The sequence below is a fragment of the Halalkalibacter akibai JCM 9157 genome (assembly GCF_000513135.1).
Taxonomy (GTDB): Bacteria; Bacillota; Bacilli; order Bacillales; family Bacillaceae_D; genus Halalkalibacter; species Halalkalibacter akibai.
Genome location: NZ_BAUV01000001.1, coordinates 28,134 through 45,622 on the forward strand (window position 1 = coordinate 28,134; position 17,489 = coordinate 45,622).

16 protein-coding genes and 1 riboswitch are annotated in these 17,489 nt (G+C 39.8%); of the genes, 13 read left to right on the forward strand and 3 right to left on the reverse strand.

The window, feature by feature from the left end; all coding sequences use genetic code 11:
• Positions 1-34 precede the first annotated feature (34 nt).
• The 5 genes from JCM9157_RS00150 to JCM9157_RS23120 all read left to right on the forward strand — a co-directional run bounded on the left by JCM9157_RS00150 (position 35) and on the right by JCM9157_RS23120 (position 5,548).
• Positions 35-232, forward strand: a complete 198-nt coding sequence (locus JCM9157_RS00150) for a cold shock domain-containing protein (protein WP_012960443.1) — start codon at positions 35-37, stop codon at positions 230-232.
• Positions 233-667: 435 nt separating this feature from the next.
• The gene (gene hpf / locus JCM9157_RS00155) at positions 668-1,219 is read left to right on the forward strand and encodes a ribosome hibernation-promoting factor, HPF/YfiA family (protein WP_035660819.1); all 552 of its coding nucleotides are present in this window, start codon (positions 668-670) and stop codon (positions 1,217-1,219) included.
• A 344-nt stretch (positions 1,220-1,563) separates the two neighbouring features.
• A riboswitch (cyclic di-GMP riboswitch) is annotated at positions 1,564-1,646 on the forward strand.
• Between the two features lie 91 nt (positions 1,647-1,737).
• Positions 1,738-3,165, forward strand: a complete 1,428-nt coding sequence (locus JCM9157_RS00160; RefSeq protein ID WP_035660821.1) for an ATPase domain-containing protein — start codon at positions 1,738-1,740, stop codon at positions 3,163-3,165.
• Between the two features lie 11 nt (positions 3,166-3,176).
• Entirely contained in the window at positions 3,177-3,431 is a 255-nt protein-coding gene (locus JCM9157_RS00165) for a hypothetical protein (protein ID WP_052012850.1), read from the forward strand.
• Positions 3,416-5,548, forward strand: coding sequence for a LuxR C-terminal-related transcriptional regulator (locus JCM9157_RS23120; protein ID WP_052012851.1), 2,133 nt, complete (start codon positions 3,416-3,418; stop codon positions 5,546-5,548). Before JCM9157_RS00165 ends, JCM9157_RS23120 begins: the two co-directional genes overlap by 16 nt.
• 118 nt (positions 5,549-5,666) lie before the next feature.
• Here the strand turns inward: JCM9157_RS23120 and JCM9157_RS00175 are convergent, their stop codons facing one another.
• Positions 5,667-5,972, reverse strand: a complete 306-nt coding sequence (locus JCM9157_RS00175; protein ID WP_035660823.1) for a hypothetical protein — start codon at positions 5,970-5,972, stop codon at positions 5,667-5,669.
• A 382-nt stretch (positions 5,973-6,354) separates the two neighbouring features.
• The gene (locus JCM9157_RS00180) at positions 6,355-6,663 is read right to left on the reverse strand and encodes a hypothetical protein (protein ID WP_035660826.1); all 309 of its coding nucleotides are present in this window, start codon (positions 6,661-6,663) and stop codon (positions 6,355-6,357) included.
• A gap of 402 nt (positions 6,664-7,065) precedes the next feature.
• On the opposite strand from JCM9157_RS00180, the gene JCM9157_RS00185 reads away from it, so the two are divergent.
• Both JCM9157_RS00185 and JCM9157_RS00190 read left to right on the forward strand, forming a co-directional pair.
• Positions 7,066-7,320, forward strand: a complete 255-nt coding sequence (locus JCM9157_RS00185) for a hypothetical protein (RefSeq protein ID WP_035660827.1) — start codon at positions 7,066-7,068, stop codon at positions 7,318-7,320.
• Positions 7,321-7,344: 24 nt separating this feature from the next.
• Entirely contained in the window at positions 7,345-9,441 is a 2,097-nt protein-coding gene (locus JCM9157_RS00190) for a sensor domain-containing protein (protein WP_052012852.1), read from the forward strand.
• A 22-nt stretch (positions 9,442-9,463) separates the two neighbouring features.
• Here the strand turns inward: JCM9157_RS00190 and JCM9157_RS00195 are convergent, their stop codons facing one another.
• Positions 9,464-10,117 carry a glycoside hydrolase domain-containing protein gene (locus tag JCM9157_RS00195; RefSeq protein ID WP_439644326.1) on the reverse strand — a complete coding sequence of 218 codons (654 nt, stop codon included), beginning with the start codon at positions 10,115-10,117 and terminating at the stop codon, positions 9,464-9,466.
• Positions 10,118-10,341: 224 nt separating this feature from the next.
• On the opposite strand from JCM9157_RS00195, the gene secA reads away from it, so the two are divergent.
• From secA to JCM9157_RS00225, 6 genes are all read left to right on the forward strand, one after another.
• Entirely contained in the window at positions 10,342-12,858 is a 2,517-nt protein-coding gene (gene secA, locus JCM9157_RS00200; RefSeq protein WP_035660833.1) for a preprotein translocase subunit SecA, read from the forward strand.
• A 64-nt stretch (positions 12,859-12,922) separates the two neighbouring features.
• Positions 12,923-14,027, forward strand: a protein-coding gene (gene prfB / locus JCM9157_RS00205; protein ID WP_148296782.1) for a peptide chain release factor 2 whose coding sequence is annotated in 2 segments (ribosomal slippage) — positions 12,923-12,994 and positions 12,996-14,027 — 1,104 coding nt in all. Because the reading frame shifts where the segments join, the coding sequence is not laid out codon by codon here.
• A gap of 353 nt (positions 14,028-14,380) precedes the next feature.
• Positions 14,381-15,253, forward strand: coding sequence for a YitT family protein (locus tag JCM9157_RS00210; RefSeq protein ID WP_035661247.1), 873 nt, complete (start codon positions 14,381-14,383; stop codon positions 15,251-15,253).
• A gap of 54 nt (positions 15,254-15,307) precedes the next feature.
• Entirely contained in the window at positions 15,308-15,655 is a 348-nt protein-coding gene (locus tag JCM9157_RS00215) for a c-type cytochrome (protein WP_035660838.1), read from the forward strand.
• Positions 15,656-15,967: 312 nt separating this feature from the next.
• Positions 15,968-16,912, forward strand: coding sequence for an aldo/keto reductase family protein (locus tag JCM9157_RS00220; protein WP_035660840.1), 945 nt, complete (start codon positions 15,968-15,970; stop codon positions 16,910-16,912).
• 11 nt (positions 16,913-16,923) lie between these two features.
• Positions 16,924-17,343 carry a VOC family protein gene (locus JCM9157_RS00225; protein WP_035660843.1) on the forward strand — a complete coding sequence of 140 codons (420 nt, stop codon included), beginning with the start codon at positions 16,924-16,926 and terminating at the stop codon, positions 17,341-17,343.
• The last annotated feature ends 146 nt before the right edge of the window (positions 17,344-17,489 follow it).

A 17,489-nucleotide genomic window follows, 5' to 3' on the forward strand; every position in this document is an offset into this window, starting at 1 on the left:
AAAGTTAATTTAGTTACGAAGGGAATGTGAAAGCATGCAAGGTAAAGTAAAATGGTTTAACGCAGAAAAAGGTTTTGGTTTCATTGAGCGCGAAGATGGGGACGATGTATTCGTACATTTCTCAGCTATCAACTCAGAAGGATTCAAGTCTTTAGACGAAGGTCAAGACGTTGAGTTCGAAATCGTTGAAGGTGCTCGTGGTCCACAAGCTGCGAACGTAGTTAAGCTTTAATTCACATTCCTGTTGGAAATGAATAATAGCTAAACCCAATATGCTCACCCCAATATTCTGGGGTGAGCTTTTTGTTGTGTTTTTTTCTTTTATAAAAGTCAAAGATTGTAACTGTAAAAAAGTTTTCACTCCTAGTGAAATGGAGCGGAAGTCACTCGACTCCTGCGGGATCTAGAGGTAAAGGTGAGACCCCGCAGGCACGAGGAGGCTCACCACCTCCTCGCGGAAAGCGAGTGACTGCAGCGCAATGAAACGAACATGTCAAGAAATACAAGCCCTAAAATACCCTTATAAAAAAGACTGTTCATAATGTGTTTAGCATACAATAAAAGAACACAGTAACAAAACTGTCATATTTTCCAATCATTTTTAGGTTTAAGAAGGAGTTCAGAAGGGGTAAATAGAAATAAGTACATAGAAAAGGAGGAGTTGTTTATGAATTACAATATCCGTGGTGAAAACATGGAAGTGACTCCGGCATTACGTGACTACGTAGAAAAGAAAGTCGGTAAGCTTGAGCGTTATTTTGATACGACACCTATTTCAGATGTGAATGTGCGTATGCTAGTGTTAAACAACCAGCATATCATTGAAGTCACAATCCCAATGCCTCAGCTGTTACTAAGAGGGGAAGAAAAGCATTCGGATATGTACGCTGCTATTGATAATGTCGTTGAGAAATTAGAACGACAAATCCGAAAGCATAAAACAAAAGTAAATCGCAAGTTTCGCCAAGAGGGAAGCTTGAAATATATGTTTAAAAATGATCTTGAGCCTGTAGAAGGAGCACCAGTTCCGGTTGATGAGCTTGAGGTAGTCCGTAAAAAGCGATTCAATCTAAAACCGATGGACGCTGAAGAAGCAATCTTGCAAATGGATATGCTTGGTCATAATTTCTTCGTCTTCTCCGATGCTGTTAACGGTTCAACAAGTGTTGTCTATAAGCGTAAAGACGGGAAATATGGTTTAATTGAGGCGGAAGCTTAAAAATCAGATAAATAATGTAAAAGGGGTACAGCACTGGCTGTACTCTTTTTTTTAGCTAGGTGTTGTAATTGATTATAACTAAAGTGAAATGAAGCGGAAGCCACTCGACTCCTGCGGGAAGCTCGGCACCTCCCCGCGGAAAGCGAGTGGCTGGAGCGGAATGCAACGAACATAGCAAGAACAGCCAAACCATATAATAACCCAAGTACAGAGACAGCTTTTCAATACTTCACCATTCTTCAATAATAAGTCTAGACTATTTCAAGTATGACAACTATGTTACAATTATAAGAAGTAACTTTGATGAAAATTCTAATTTCTATCTGGTTTTTATAATAACTAGTACTCGATAATGGCAAACTTATTGAAAGATAAGGACGCAAAGCGACGGGCCTAATGCAATGTGCGATGGCAGCCGAGTACCGAAAGAATTGGTATTACTAATGGGGTACCTTTTTTAGGTATCTTTTTTTTTATAGGTATTTTTTAGAATTGTTATTAAACTGGGAGTGTTTATGATGGTGACATATGCGAAGACAGGAATTGAGGGATTGGACTTTATCCTATCTGGAGGGTATCCGGAGGGATCGGCTATATTGCTAGAGGGGGCTCCTGGGACTGGGAAAACGATTCTTGGGATGCAGTTTCTTTATCACGGTGCACAGGAACTGAATGAGGCGGGAATTTACATTACATTTGAAGAGTTCCCTGAACAGCTTTATCAAGAGATGAATTCGTTTGGTTGGGATCTAAGGCAATTAGAAAAGAAAAATAAGCTTCGTGTTATTTGTATGTCACCTGAAGTGTTGATCGAGCAAATGAAGCAGCCAAACGGGATCTTTGAACGAATTGTAAAAGAAATTGATTGTAAGCGTATTGTAATAGATAGTTTAAACTTGTTGCACTTTGGTGTAGAGGGTTCAGCGGAAAAGCGTGAGATCGTTTATATGTTACGAAATATTTTACGAAAACATTCGATGACATCTTTACTTATTCATGAGCAATCTTCTTTAAATAAAAAAGAGATTCCGTTTGTTAGTTATGTCGTTGATGGTGTGATTCAGCTTTCTTTGCAAGAGCATAACACGATTTACCGGAAACGAACGTTAGAAGTGTTGAAAATGCGTGGCTGTAACATCAAAGAAGGCGAGCATATTTACCGGTTAACCGATGATGGAGTTTACTTAGTCCCGGCCTTGTCGATGATCGAAGACATGGTTGTGATGGAAAATGAACGAAGTGTTACGACGGGAATTCCGGCGCTAGATCAGATGTTAGCTGGAGGAATGCCTAGAGGAACCGCGTTTGTCTTAGATACGAATAGCAAAGCGAATTATAAATATTTGCTAGCGTCGATTATTACGAGCCGAATTAGGGCTGGTGAAAACATTATTCTGCTTTTATCAAGTTTATCTGGAATCCATGACCTTGAGCATATTTATCGTTTATATGGTGTAGACCTTGCTGATTTAGCTCAAAAAGAACGAATTTATTTTATTGAACATTATGATCGTCCGATTCCTGAAGTTTTTTCGAATGCTGTTATTAAAGTCAATAAAGTAGCTAATCAAGATTATAAAGAGTTGATTCGTGAAAAAGTGAATACCGTCGTTTCACAAGGAATTGAACGAGGTGAAAAATGGTTTGTTTTTTACGATTTGAATACCCTAGTTTCGCAAAGAGGGAAGGAATTCATTACGAGTTATTTTACGGAAGAAGTAGCAGCAATTAGTGCTGCGGAGATGACGTTACTTGCTTTGACGAATTTCACTGAAATTGGAACGGAAACAGCAAGCTTTCTCGAAAGAACGTGTAATGGAGTTTTTCAAACATGGGTTGATGGGAACTACCAGTATTTTCAATTAAAAAAGTCACCGCAAGGAAATATTTCACGGCCGTTGTTAGTTGAGAACATTCAAGCTAGACCTTTCATCAGATTTATATAGGAGGGCATTAAATGGTTTCTTTTCACATCAATCCATTACAAGTGGAATGCACTTTATTTTTTCAAGAAAACCCGTATACTTATGAAACGATAAAGGGCTTAGCTACTCGTCTTGGTAGAAATAAGGAAGATCTATCTGAAGTGCTTGACTTGCTTGTTGCTAATATGGTTATAGAACAAGTTGGCACAGGAGAACATGCAATTTATCATTACATTCAACCTGTAACAATTGGTTTTGAGAAGGAGGAGTCATGGAAACAAATGTAGTCTTTCTTCAAGACGTTCAAGAAGCATACGCACAACTTCTAGATTTAAGTCTCGTTCTTGTCGATCTTGATGGAAATGAGGTAACGGATGTATCAAACTTTAATGCATTAACGAAGTTGTTTCATACAGAATGGGGTCATAATCAGCAATATCTTACTTTAGTAGAGTCGATGAAGTCATTAGATAAGTCGTCAATAATTGATAACCGGATGGGGATAAAGCTAGTTGTTTCCCCTATCTTGGTTCAAAATAAACCAAGCTATTACCTTTTAAGTGGCTATATGTTAGAAGAGTCAACGCGTGAGCATATTCGTCAATACGCGAAGTTACATTTTCCAGAGCTAAAGGGATTCTCGGAAGCTTTAGATGAAATACCTGAATTGACTGAGGCTGAAAAAGCGGAGAAGTTAAACAAGATCAACACACTCAAACAGGTCATTGAAGCCCATCTGAGTGCTCAAAAAAACAATCAGTCTATCAATCAATCTTTTTCCTTTTTACATAAGTCGCTAGAAGGACTGCAAAAAGGCACAGCGACTGCTTCTGCTTTTATAGAAGAATTATATCATCAGGATGAAAACATTGATTTTATCGGACTAGCTATTGAAAAAGAAGATAGTTGTTTCATGGTTGATTCTGTATTTGGACCGAACACGGAGTTTCTGATAGATCATTCCTTTGTGCTTGGTGAAGGATTCTTAGGCCATACGCTCGCAGCTTTGCAAGTGAAGTTTTGGGAGGATGTGAGTCAAGACCCCCGTATAACGTTTTTTTACCGAAGTGGGTTGCGTCCAAAGAGTCTGTTCTGTCTTCCTATTTTTCAAGAATCGAAAGTAATTGGCCTTTTATTTGGTGGGAGTACGAAAGAGACTTTGAGAAAAGTTGATTGTTTACAATCCCTGACTATGCATGCCTCTTTCCTAAGTACGTTAGTGACATCAAATTACTTAAAAGAAAATAATCAAAATCAGTTATTAGAGCTAACAACTTTTAACGAAGTGTTTCGTGTGATGACGACAGTTAAAGATATTAAAAGAGTGCTTTATATTCTCGTTGATATGAGCATTAACACAATGAGAGGACCGTTTTCCTGTATTGTGTATCGACCGATCAAACATCAATCGAAAATTGATATTGTTTCTAGAGGATTAACGTCAAGTGAAATAAATGAATTTGGATATGATGTCGCCGTCAGAGCTTTTTCAGGCTCTAGTAGTGATTATGACTTGAAACAACCGCTCAAAAGGAAAACAAGTTGGGGAGTGGATGTATTCGAACTTCCGCTTTTCTTTAATGATCAATTATACGGAGTACTGGCCGTTGGCTTAACGACTCAACATGAACTGAGTAAATATCAAGCATTTCTATCAAGTTTAGCTGTAGCCGGAAGCATTTCAATCCATTTGTGTCAGCAACAAAACGGAGCTGGGGCTGATGACTCGATCATTGACTTACTTTATGAAGTGATGAAACAGCAAAATAACGATCAACACGAGCAAGCCCTGAAAATCAAAAATCACGTGAGTGAGTTTACTTCTTATTTAAATGATGGGAATTATCAATCGTTAAAGAAAATCTGTGGCTTAATCTTTTTTGAAAAGTCGTTGCTTGAAAATTATTTAAGTGACCGAGAGATGCTCGCTATTTTAACAGATTATGAACAACTCATCGTTCAGAAAAAGGCAACGCGAAAAGATAGTGAGATTCTACGGCTTGTTTCTTACTTTGTCATGAATAAAGAAGAGCCTTCTGTTATTCACGATTTATCTGAAATCAGAGCCGAATTAAAAGAGCAGTTTCAAGCTTTCTTGAATCAGCAAGCGGTTGTTGAAACGGTGATCTCATTAAACGAGCGCCCGGTTCAAATAGAAGAGACTCCACCTTCTAAAGAAGTGCACAGCAGTGTCCTGAAAGAAAAATTAAATCTGTCTTCAAGAGAAATTGAAGTGTTAAACCAGCTCATGCAAGGGTTTAATAATCGGGAAATTGCGAGTAATCTTTTTATTAGTGAACATACCGTTAAAAATCATATTACCCATATTTTCCAAAAGCTTAATGTCGGCGATCGTGCTCAAGCAATTGCGATGATCTATAAATTGGGGTATGTGCCTAGTTGAGGATCTGTAACTGTTGAGATGGATTCGGTTTTTTGCAAAATATGAATAGCAACGTTAAAAAGCTCAGTATTTACTCTGAGCTTTTTCCTGTTTAGTGCAAAAATCATTGCTTCGTATCCTAGTTTCTTTTGTTTTTTAAAAGAAGAATTAAACTTATAATTGCCACGAATAAAGGTAATCCTTGAACAAATAAAAATCCTTGGACAATCTGAAGATTCGAACTCTCGGGTGCATCTGTTGCCATGGCTCCTATGAAAAAGGATATAGGCAACACAAGGATATTAATTCCTATGGAAAAAAGAAAAACCGCTAACCGTATATTTTTTTCTCTAACTGACATAGCTTTCGTAAATAAAAAAAAGGAAAGACCCATTATGATCGCCAACAACCCATAATAGACCCCATACATTAAAAAGATATCCATTTAATCCCGCCTTGAAGTTGTCCTATTTATATTACTAGTTATTAACATCAAAATTATATTAGATTGTCAATCTGATCGTGTATTTTTTGGTTTGTGAGTGAACTCGATTAACAAAGCTCCTATTAGCGAGACAGCGAAAATAACAGAAAGTAAAATAATGGCGATGATGTCATGAATGGATTCAAAGGCGTGTGTTTGATACCCAATATAATTCATTTTTATATAGAAAAATAACATTCCAATTCCAGTAGCTATGGCAGGAATATACTTTATGAGCCACCCGAAACCCGTTTTCCTATTAAAAAGATGATAACAGAGATCATACTCATTAAAAGTACACTTACGAAAATGGCCATGTGAATACTCATCATTTTCCCACCTTCTAGGCTAACCTGTTTCTACGGGCACTTAGGAAGCACCATGATACGATCCACGTGATACCAATAAGGAGTAATTCTAGTAAATATGATTCAACATTATGAAAATGTATAGCAAAAAACTGTGCTGAATTAGCTGAATAAAAATAAACATAAACCAACACATAAAAAAGGGTGAAAACACCAATATATACAATAGGTCCTACTACTACTCTTCTAGAAAACCACGCTGAAATGATTCCGAGTATTATAGCAATTGGAATCACAACGACTTCTAAAACAATGGGGTCAAACCATGTAGAAGCGCTTATCATTTGCCCACCTCAATTCTTATTTTCTTAGCACAAATACTTTCCACATTGTCTCTAACATAACTTTAACATATTTATCCAATTCAGCTTATGATATTTGTAAAAATTTAATTCTCAAATGATATGCTAAGTATGAATAATGGCTCTATCAAGGTAGTGATGACATCAAAGTTCACTACACCTTGTAACAAAAAGTAAGTAAATAAATCATGTAAAAACGGCAATGGGACCATATTCCTATATAAGAGAGAAAGGGGGGAGTTTCATGAGCCGTTGGTATGACTAATCGGAATACGTCAGACTAGAGTAGACTGTTTTCTTTGTTCCTATATAAGTAGGATCAAGACTAGCAATTTAAGAGTAAAAGGTGATATACAAAGGCGCTAGAAAAAGAGAAAATAAAACATGAGACAAAATAATAAGGAATGGGAAGGGCAAATGAAAACAACTAATATGAAAGAAAGAATGAAAGCTAACCTTGTTCTCCTACTCATTCATGTTGAACAGTCGAGTGATTCGTCACTCACCTCTTCCTATCGCAAAGAGCTCAATGCTTTAGCTCAATTAAATATTATTCAACTAAAACCATCTTCTTTAAAAGAGAAGCAAGGGGTTTACCACTATCACTATCCAGAGGAACAATCCTTCAATGAAATCTAAATTGAAACAAGTAGAGGTGAAAGTATGAGAAAACTATCATTTAGTAAGAAAAATAAGCTGGATCAATTAAATAAAGATGTGATCTATAAAGATCTATTTTCAAACTATCCCGATGCTTTGTTTCTAATAGATTTCACTGGAGAGTTTATTGATTTGAATAGTGGCTTAGAAAATTTAACAGGCTCTTCTAAGGAGGAGTTATTGTATACTCATTTTTCAAAGTGTATTTACCGTGATGACCTACCTTTAGTGAAACGTGCTTTCACCAGTGCGCTAAAGGGAAAAGTGAATGAAAAGCAATTTAGAATTGTCCATAAGAATGGGGATATTAAATTTGTCATTGTGACCGTTGTACCTGCAATCATCAATGGGGAAATCCTCGGGGTGTACGGTGTAGCTCGCGATATAACGGAAAAAAAGCAGTTAGAGTCTGAATTGAAAAAGAGCGAAGTTCGCTTTGATACGTTGATTAAACAATCGACAGACGTCATTGTCGTGTTAGATCAGCACGGAATGATCAGATACGTCAGTCCAGCTGTTGAACAAGTGACAGGTTTTTTTCCGAAAAGCTTAATTGGGACAAGTTGTTTTGATTCCATTTATGAAAAAGATGTGCCAATAGCTGAAAGCTTTTTCGCCTCTTCTTTAGCCAACCCTGCTACGTCTTTTAAAGATGAAATTAGAGTTCTGAAAGCTGATGGAACAACGATTTATTGTGAAGTCAGCATCGTCAATTTGCTTCATGATGATAGCATTAACGGATTTGTCGTGAATTACCGTGATATATCAGTTAGAAAGAAACAAGAAGAAAAAATTAAGCAATTAGCTTACTATGATTATTTAACCGGGTTGCCGAACCGTTTTCTACTGGAAAAGAGACTTGAAGAAGAGTTAAACGAAGATCGACCGGCTGCTATTTTGTTTATAGATCTTGACCGTTTTAAAGTGATTAATGACAGTATGGGACATCAGGTAGGGGATCTTCTCTTAATGGAAGTGAGCCACAGACTTCAAGCCTGTTTGCTGGAACAAGACTTTTTGTTCCGGTTAGGGGGAGATGAGTTTGTGATTGTGTTAACGAATCTCGATCGTAATAGGGCAGCTGCAAAAGCCAATCACATTATTCAAGCGATGTCTGCCCCTTTTTCCATTCGTAATTACGATGTGTTTACGTCGCCAAGCATCGGGATCAGCATGCTTCCTGAGGACGGAGATACGTTTGAGAAGATTATGAAAAATGCAGATTTCGCAATGTACCAAGCGAAAAATAACGGCAGAAATACAGTTCATTTCTACTCTCCACCTGATGTAAGCGACACGATAAATCCACTAGATCTAGAAATACATTTACATAGTGCAATTGAACGAAACGAATTGGTGCTTCACTATCAGCCGAAAATAGACCTCGAAAAAGAAGACATCATTGGCGTTGAAGCGTTGATTAGATGGAATCATCCGAAATGGGGCGTGGTTTCACCGGGCACGTTTATTCCGATTGCGGAAGAATCAGGGCTCATTATCAAAATCGGTGAATGGGCGTTAAGAGAAGCTTGTATTCAAAATAAAATATGGCAAGAGCAAGGGATAACCGGTGTGATGTCCGTTAATTTGTCCCCACGACAGTTCCAGAAAGTAGATTTAGTTGAAACGGTCGAACGAATTCTTTTAGAAACGGGTTTACAGCCTTCGCTTCTAGAACTTGAGATTACAGAGAGCATGACGGTTAACATTGAACAAACGATCACAACACTTCAGCGCTTAAAAAAGCTCGGTGTAATCATTAGTATTGATGATTTTGGGACAGGCTTTTCTTCCTTAAATTACTTGAAGCAATTTCCTGTTGATACATTGAAAATTGATCAATCCTTCGTACGTGAGCTTCAAACCGACACAAGCGATGCGACGATTGTGAAAACGATCATTGCAATGGCTCACAACCTAAAGTTAAACGTGGTAGCAGAAGGAATCGAAACGAAAGAACAATTCGCTTTTTTACAACAGCATTTATGCAATGAAGGTCAAGGGTTCTTTTTTAGCCAACCCGTTCCTGCAAGTGAGATGCAAGAGAGAAGACTGGAAATCAAAAAGCTTCTTAAAACGCAAAGAGAGTTACTGAATTAATATCGGTAACTCTTTTTTGTCATTAAAATAAATTCTGATACAAACGATTTTCCATTAGCACCGTGTCGATCGGACACTCCTCGGCATCACGACCATACTGCCATGCCCACACATTGGCGTCACAATCAGGGCGACTTGGAATGAAACGTTTTGGTGCTTTTTGTTTTGTGGTCGTTCCGAGTTCTGGCTCTGCACTCCATATAACGGCCTGTTCACCAACGAGGTTATTAGCAGCATGAGCGGCACAGTACGCCTCGTTAAATGGACCTTCATCAGGATCGGCGTAAATACCTGGGCGATAAGGGCTGTTGTACATCGTTTCCACCCATGCGATAATCCAAGCTGAATCAACTAAGAAAAATCGTTCAACATTTGCGAAAATAAACGTGCCTTCAGGAATACCGAGCTGCCTTGCTTTGAATATCGCATTACGAGCAGCGACAGCCCCGGCCCGAGCACCAACGGCTTCTCTGAAATTATTAAAAATTGGCATCACCTTCATGCCATTATCATGAATAAAGCGAATTTCCTCCAACGTCAACCCGTCACTAACGTTTGGAATCGTTGATAAATAACGGCCCCAGAAATCAGGGCGGCCAAAATTATCTCGAACACATTGGTGTAACGTTTCAGTAACAGCAGCTGCAGAATCTACACCCCAGTTTAAAATTCTCATCATATCCCTCCTCGAGATAGCCTATGCGACAACGGTTGGAGGAGCCACTAACCTAGATAAAATAATCTTTCCGACTTTAAAGGACAAGTGAAATCGCAATTCGACAAGTTTGTCAAGCGGCTGTCCCTTGTAAGACCACCTGTTAACTGATAAAATTAGAATCATGAAAATGTGTCAGGCTCGTTTCGTTCTAGGACGAGCTGTGAAAAGAGAGGGCGAATCTGATGTTAGGTTTATTAAAGAAAGTGATTGGTGATCCAAGCCAACGACAAGTGAAGAAAAATGAGAAGCTTGTTGACCAAATAGAAGCATTGGCTCCAGATATGAAGAAGCTTTCTGATGATGGGCTTCGTGCAAAAACCGATGAATTTAAACAACGCTATCAAAAAGGGGAATCTCTAGATAGCTTATTAGTAGAAGCGTTTGCGGTTGTCCGTGAGGCGTCTACACGTGTCTTACATATGACTCCATACCCTGTGCAGCTATTAGGTGCGATTGCTCTTCATCAAGGAAATATCGCAGAAATGAAAACAGGGGAAGGGAAAACGCTCGTTGGAACGATTGCCGTTTATTTAAATGCGATCACAGAAAAAGGTGTTCATATCGTAACGGTCAACGAATATTTAGCTCGTCGTGACTTTGAGATTATGGGAGAACTTTTCCGTTTCTTAGGCCTAACGGTCGGATTAAACGCAAATGAATTATCAAAAGAAGAAAAACGTGAAGCCTATGAGGCTGATGTCACATACAGCACGAACAATGAGCTAGGTTTTGATTACCTACGTGATAACATGGTGCTTTACAAAGAGCAAATGGTTCAGCGTCCGCTTCACTTCGCTTTAGTCGATGAGGTCGATTCAATCTTAGTCGACGAAGCCCGTACACCATTAATCATCTCAGGCTCAGTAGAACGCTCAACCCAGCTTTATCAACAAGCCAACTCGTTTATCCGTGTTTTGAAAAAAGAAGAAGACTATACATTTGATGAAAAAACAAAGAATGTACAGTTAACCGAAGAAGGGGTTAACAAAGCAGAGCGTGCTTTTGGTATTGATAACTTATATGATTCCAAGCATGTTCAACTAAACCATCACTTGAATCAATCGTTAAAAGCCTATGTAGTCATGCACCGTGATGCTGACTACGTGGTTGAAGATGGCGAAGTCGTAATTGTCGACCAATTTACTGGACGTCTAATGAAAGGGCGCCGTTATAGTGACGGATTGCACCAAGCGATCGAAGCGAAAGAAGGCATGCAAATCCAAAAGGAAAGCATGACACTTGCTTCAATTACATTCCAAAACTACTTCCGTAAATATCAAAAACTAGCTGGTATGACCGGTACAGCGAAAACTGAGGAAGAAGAATTCCGCAACATTTACGGCATGGATGTTATGGTTATTCCAACGAACAAACCAATTGCCCGTGATGACAAGCCTGATTTAATTTTTAAAACGATGGCAGCGAAATTCAAAGCTGTTGTGAATGAAATTGAAGAGAAACACAAAAGCGGTCAACCGGTTCTTGTTGGTACCGTAAGCGTTGAAACATCTGAGCTTGTGTCTGGTTACTTAAAAAAGCGCAAGATTCCTCATCACGTGTTAAACGCGAAAAACCATGAAAGAGAAGCCGAAATCATTGAAGGCGCTGGCCAAAAAGGCGCGGTTACGATCGCAACGAACATGGCTGGTCGTGGTACGGATATCAAGCTTGGCGAGGGTGTTATTGGACTTGGTGGTCTTCATGTTCTTGGTACAGAACGTCACGAAAGTCGCCGGATTGATAATCAGCTTCGTGGTCGTTCAGGACGTCAAGGAGATCCAGGTTCAACTCAATTCTATTTATCAATGGAAGATGAGTTAATGCGTCGCTTCGGTTCAGAGCGTATGGGCGCGATGATGGATCGTCTTGGAATGGAAGAAGATGAGCCGATCGAAAGTAAGCTTGTCTCTCGTGCCGTTGAAACCGCACAAAAACGAGTAGAGGGTAATAACTTCGATGCTCGTAAACAAATTTTACAATACGATGATGTGATGCGTGAGCAACGTGAAATCATTTACAAGCAACGTATGGAAGTTCTTGAGTCAGAGAACCTTCGCGACATCGTTGAAAAAATGATTAAGTCTGTGATCGAGCGTACGGTTGGCCTCCACACTCCGGATACGGAAGTGCCTGAGGACTGGGATATCACGGCAATCGTGAACTACATGAAGGCTAACCTTCTTAATGAAGATGACCTGACTGAGAAAGACTTAAAAGGCAAAGATCCTGAAGAAATGATCGAAATCATCGTTGGAAAAGTTACATCAAATTACAATGAGAAAGAAGAGCAATTCACGCCTGAGCATATGCGTGAATTTGAAAAAGTAATCATGCTTCGTACAGTTGACCGCAAGTGGATGAACCATATTGACCAAATGGATCAGCTTCGCCAAGGAATTCATTTACGTGCTTATGGTCAAAACGATCCGCTTCGTGAATACCGCTTCGAAGGCTTCGAGATGTTTGAAGCAATGGTTGACTCGATCGAAGAAGAAGTCGCGATGTACATCATGAAAGCACAAGTACAGCAAAACCTTGAGCGTCAAAAAGTAGCTGAAGGAAAAGCGATGCAACAAAGCACAGAAACAGAACCGAAAAAACGCAAACCAATTCGCAAAGGCGTAACAGTCGGAAGAAACGACGCTTGTACTTGCGGAAGTGGGAAAAAATACAAAAACTGCTGCGGCCAAGATCAATAAAATAAAAGAAAGTAAGCATTGCCAGCAAATTTGATTTTGCTGGCAATTGCCCTGAGGTGCGAAAATGGAATTAGTAGAAATTAAGCAAGAACTCGCAAAAATGGAAAAACGAATAACTGAATTTAGGGGGTCTCTTTGACCTCGATTACAAGCAAGAACGAATTGCCGAGCTCGACGAAAAAATGACTGACCCCGACTTCTGGAATGACCAAGACTCCGCTCAAGTGGTCATCAACGAAGCAAACGGCTTAAAAGAACAAGTCAATACCTTCTTACAAATGGCCGAGAAATTTGAAGATCTAGAAGTTTCCTATGACTTAGTCAAAGAAGAAGCGGACGAAGAGCTTCAAAAAGAACTTGAAACAGGCGTAAAATCATTGTCTCAAGAAATGAACGACTACGAGCTTCAGCTTTTATTAAGCGAACCTTACGACAAAAACAATGCGATCTTAGAGTTGCACCCAGGTGCTGGCGGAACCGAGTCACAGGACTGGGCTTCAATGCTACTTCGCATGTACACACGCTGGGCTGAGGACAAAGGCTACAAAGTTGAAACACTTGACTACTTGCCTGGAGATGAAGCTGGAGTTAAAAGTGTTACTTTGTTAATCAAAGGCCACAATGCCTACGGCTACTTAAAAGCAGAAAAAGGCGTGCACCGCTTAGTCCGAATCTCACCGTTTGACTCATCGGGTCGTCGCCACACATCATTCGTTTCATGTGAGATTATGCCTGAACTTGATGACAGCGTTGAGATCGACATTTCACCAGAAGATTTAAAAGTGGATACGTACCGCGCTAGTGGAGCCGGTGGTCAGCACATCAACACAACTGACTCCGCTGTCCGGATTACTCACTTGCCAACAAACACAGTTGTTACGTGTCAAACTGAACGTTCGCAAATTAAAAACCGCGAGCGCGCAATGAAAATGATGAACGCCAAGCTCTATCAATTAGAAATTGAAAAGCAGCAGGCTGAGCTTTTAGAAATTCGCGGCGAACAAAAAGAAATCGGTTGGGGGAGCCAAATCCGTTCATATGTCTTCCATCCATACAGTATGGTGAAGGATCACCGTACCGGTTTTGAGATCGGAAACACGAATGCGGTCATGGACGGCGATTTAGACGGATTTATTGATTCGTATTTGCGTTTGGCTTTAGGGAAGTAAGATGATATAGGTAGAAAAGAGAGAGAGCCACCTTTGAGAGGTGGCTTTTTTGCGGTTTTTTTGGGGAAGTTGGTAAGGCCTGGTTTCAGCGAGAAAATGGAGACGAGGCTCTTATTACCGATTTAATAGCGAATAAGCCAGTTTAAAAAGCAAAATAAAACAATAGATCGCGAATTAATGGCACTCCTTACAACATTTCAGGTAATAACAGCTCCTCTCAGAGATCGCATCCTTCACCTCACTAACGTATTAGCACAGTCTCATTTACAGATCTTAGGAGCGGTGCTATACTACCCAAGGATTATTTGGATATTCTAATAGTAAGGTAAGGAGTGAATAGCAGCATGATGATGATGGCAAAGGCGCGGAGAGGACAACAGCCTCCGAGCACGAAGGTGCAAGCAATTATTGACTATACATATATCCTTGTTGGCGCGGCGCTTGTGGCGATTGCTTTTAATTTGTTTCTACTTCCGAACAAGATTGCCTCAGGCGGTGTGAGTGGGATTAGTACGATCGTTGCTCATCTCGTTGGGATTGAGCCTGCTTTTACGCAGTGGGCCTTTAACATTCCGTTGTTTATTTTAGGAATACTTTTACTTGGTGGGTTTAAATATGGACTTAAAACATTAGTCGGAACGATTTTTCTGCCATTCGTGGTTCTTGTTACGAGGGATTGGTCGGTTGGGTTTGTGGATCCGCTGCTTGGTGCTCTCTTTGGAGGTATAGGGGTTGGACTTGGAATTGGTCTTGTTTTTCGGGCGAGTGCGAGCACAGGTGGAACCGATTTGGCTGCACAAATTATTCAAAAGTATACAGGGCTTTCGCTTGGAGTCGCGGTTTTTTTAATTGATGGGTTGATTGTCATCACGTCAGCGGTGGCTTTTGGAATTGAACTTGCGCTTTACGCGTTAATTAGTTTATTTGTTACAGGAAAAACGGTTGATATTGTGCAAATGGGGGTAGGATATGCAAAGATAGCTCTCATTATTTCCAATCATCAAGAGGATGTGCAACAAATGATTTTGAGGGATATTGACCGTGGGGTAACTAAATTAAGTGGTTACGGTGGATATACGAACGAAGAGCGCGATGTGCTCATGTGTGTCGTAAATCAAACGGAAGTCACAAAATTGAAACAAGTTGTCAAAGCGGTTGATCCTAAAGCGTTTGTCATTGTTGCCAATGCAACAGAGGTACTTGGTGAAGGCTTTAAGCGAGCTTAAAACCTAGCAAAACGGTTATACTGCTATGGAAGAAAAAAGAAAGGAGGAATTCAAATGAAAAAGATGCTACTAGCATTAGGTGTGATTGTGACTTTAACTGCCTGTGGAGGCGGGGATGAAGCAGCTCCTGCACCTGAAGAAACAGCACCAGCAGAGGATGTTGCAACTGAAGAAGCAACAGGAGATTTCGATGCAACAGCAGCTCGTGCCGTATATGAGTCAAGCTGTATCGGATGTCATGGTGGAAACCTTCAAGGTGGAGGCGGTCCAGCTCTAGCGGGACAAGACCATACGCCTGAGCAAGTGTTAAACGTCATTCAAAACGGCCAAGGCACAATGCCAGCTATTAACATTCCTGCTGAGGATGCAGAGAATTTAGCTAAATGGATCTCGGCTCAATAATTGCAACCAGAACCCAAACTCAACGCGAGATTGGGTTCTTTTTTTATCGTTAAGGGTGCTATAACCTAGTTATTACTCTTAGTGTAATGAAGCGGAAGTCACTCGACTCCTGCGGGAAATAGAGGTAAGGCACCTCCCCGCGGAAAGCGAGTGACTGCAGCGCAATGGAACGACATGTCACGGACAAAAAAAGCAACTATACTTAAGTATAGTAACTCAAACAAATGTATCTATATAAAGAATATTTCACTACTTTTGTAAACGAATTCAATTGAGTACAATGATAGTAGTAAAACTTAAGGAGGAACATAAATGCAATATAGAAGACTTGGTAGAACAGGGTTAAAAGTAAGTGAAATTAGCTTAGGAAGCTGGCTAACATACGGGAAGTCAGTCGAAGATAACATCGCGGAAAAAACGATACATAAAGCATATGAGTTAGGTATCAACTTCTTTGATTCGGCAAATGTGTACGAGAGAGGCGAGGGAGAGCGCGTGATGGCTCAAGCTCTTAAGGAATACCCGCGGGAATCTTATGTAATTACAACAAAAGCATTTTGGCCAATGGGTGAAGGACCGAATGATCGTGGCTTATCTCGTAAGCACGTGATTGAACAGGTGAATGGCAGCTTGCAACGTATGAATCTTGATTATGTCGACATCTTTTACTGTCACCGTTACGATCCAGAAACGCCTGTGGAAGAAACGCTTAGAGCGATTGACGATTTGATTCGTCAAGGCAAAATTTTATATGCAGGTGTCAGTGAGTGGAGTGCGGCTCAAATTGAAGAAGCTGTTGGAATCGCTGACAAGTTTTTATTAGACCGCATTGTTGTTAACCAACCGCAATACAATATGCTACACCGTTACATTGAACAAGAAGTAATTCCTGTTAGTGAAAAGCACGGAATTGGTCAAGTTGTATTCTCACCACTTGCACAAGGTGTGTTAACAGGTAAATACAAAGGTGGAAACTTGCCAGAAAACAGCCGCGCTGCCAATGGTTCCATCAATCAATTCATCACAGGGATGTTAAATGAAGATGTTTCAAGTAAAGTGGAACAGTTAGAAGTGGTAGCAAAAGAAATTGACGTGACGTTACCAGAGCTTGCAATTGCTTGGATTTTACGTCAACCGAACGTAGCAAGTGCGCTTGTTGGAGCAAGTAAGCCTGAACAAATTGAAGCAAATGTGAAAGCTTCTGGCATTCAATTACAGGAAGATGTTGTCGCTAGAATTGAAACGATCTTAGCTTAGGAGGTTCATGCATGATTAAAGGGATTGGACATTTAGCTTTGACCGTTAAAGATATGGAGAAATCACTTCAGTTTTATTGTGAGATACTTGGATTTGAGAGGGCCTTTGATATTTTAGATGACGAAGGCAACCCTTGGATTGAGTATATTAAAGTCGCACCAGGACAGTTTATTGAGCTATTTTATGGTGGGAAAACAAAAGACAAACCAGAAAACGATAAAATTGGCTTCAACCATCTATGCTTAGAAGTAACGGACATTCATCAAATCGCCAATCACCTGAAGTCAAAAGGGGTTGTTTTAGATGTCGAACCAATGCGAGGAAAAGATTATAATTACCAGTGCTGGGTAAAAGATCCTGATGGAAATCGTATTGAGTTTATGCAGTTAGACCCCCGTTCTCCACATATGAATGGGAAAAACATTAAGTAAAAAAAGGTAATTTTTATAAAACGAAAAGCGCAAAATCCTTTAAAAAGAGGGATTTTCGCTTTTTTCGTTCTATTTTTCAAAGTTGAAATCAAATTGTAACATAAATGTTGAACCTATTTCGTATTAACGGTGTTATAATAATCTAG

Coding starts and splice junctions, on each gene's coding strand:
- JCM9157_RS00215 (WP_035660838.1), top strand. CDS start 15,308: ATGAAAAAGATGCTACTAGCATTAGGTGTGATTGTGACTTTAACTGCC.
- JCM9157_RS00175 (WP_035660823.1), bottom strand. CDS start 5,972: ATGGATATCTTTTTAATGTATGGGGTCTATTATGGGTTGTTGGCGATC.
- secA (WP_035660833.1), top strand. CDS start 10,342: ATGTTAGGTTTATTAAAGAAAGTGATTGGTGATCCAAGCCAACGACAA.
- JCM9157_RS00225 (WP_035660843.1), top strand. CDS start 16,924: ATGATTAAAGGGATTGGACATTTAGCTTTGACCGTTAAAGATATGGAG.
- JCM9157_RS00220 (WP_035660840.1), top strand. CDS start 15,968: ATGCAATATAGAAGACTTGGTAGAACAGGGTTAAAAGTAAGTGAAATT.
- JCM9157_RS00150 (WP_012960443.1), top strand. CDS start 35: ATGCAAGGTAAAGTAAAATGGTTTAACGCAGAAAAAGGTTTTGGTTTC.
- JCM9157_RS00160 (WP_035660821.1), top strand. CDS start 1,738: ATGGTGACATATGCGAAGACAGGAATTGAGGGATTGGACTTTATCCTA.
- hpf (WP_035660819.1), top strand. CDS start 668: ATGAATTACAATATCCGTGGTGAAAACATGGAAGTGACTCCGGCATTA.
- JCM9157_RS00190 (WP_052012852.1), top strand. CDS start 7,345: ATGAGAAAACTATCATTTAGTAAGAAAAATAAGCTGGATCAATTAAAT.
- JCM9157_RS00210 (WP_035661247.1), top strand. CDS start 14,381: ATGGCAAAGGCGCGGAGAGGACAACAGCCTCCGAGCACGAAGGTGCAA.
- JCM9157_RS00185 (WP_035660827.1), top strand. CDS start 7,066: ATGAGACAAAATAATAAGGAATGGGAAGGGCAAATGAAAACAACTAAT.
- JCM9157_RS00180 (WP_035660826.1), bottom strand. CDS start 6,663: ATGATAAGCGCTTCTACATGGTTTGACCCCATTGTTTTAGAAGTCGTT.
- JCM9157_RS00165 (WP_052012850.1), top strand. CDS start 3,177: ATGGTTTCTTTTCACATCAATCCATTACAAGTGGAATGCACTTTATTT.
- JCM9157_RS23120 (WP_052012851.1), top strand. CDS start 3,416: ATGGAAACAAATGTAGTCTTTCTTCAAGACGTTCAAGAAGCATACGCA.
- JCM9157_RS00195 (WP_439644326.1), bottom strand. CDS start 10,117: ATGAGAATTTTAAACTGGGGTGTAGATTCTGCAGCTGCTGTTACTGAA.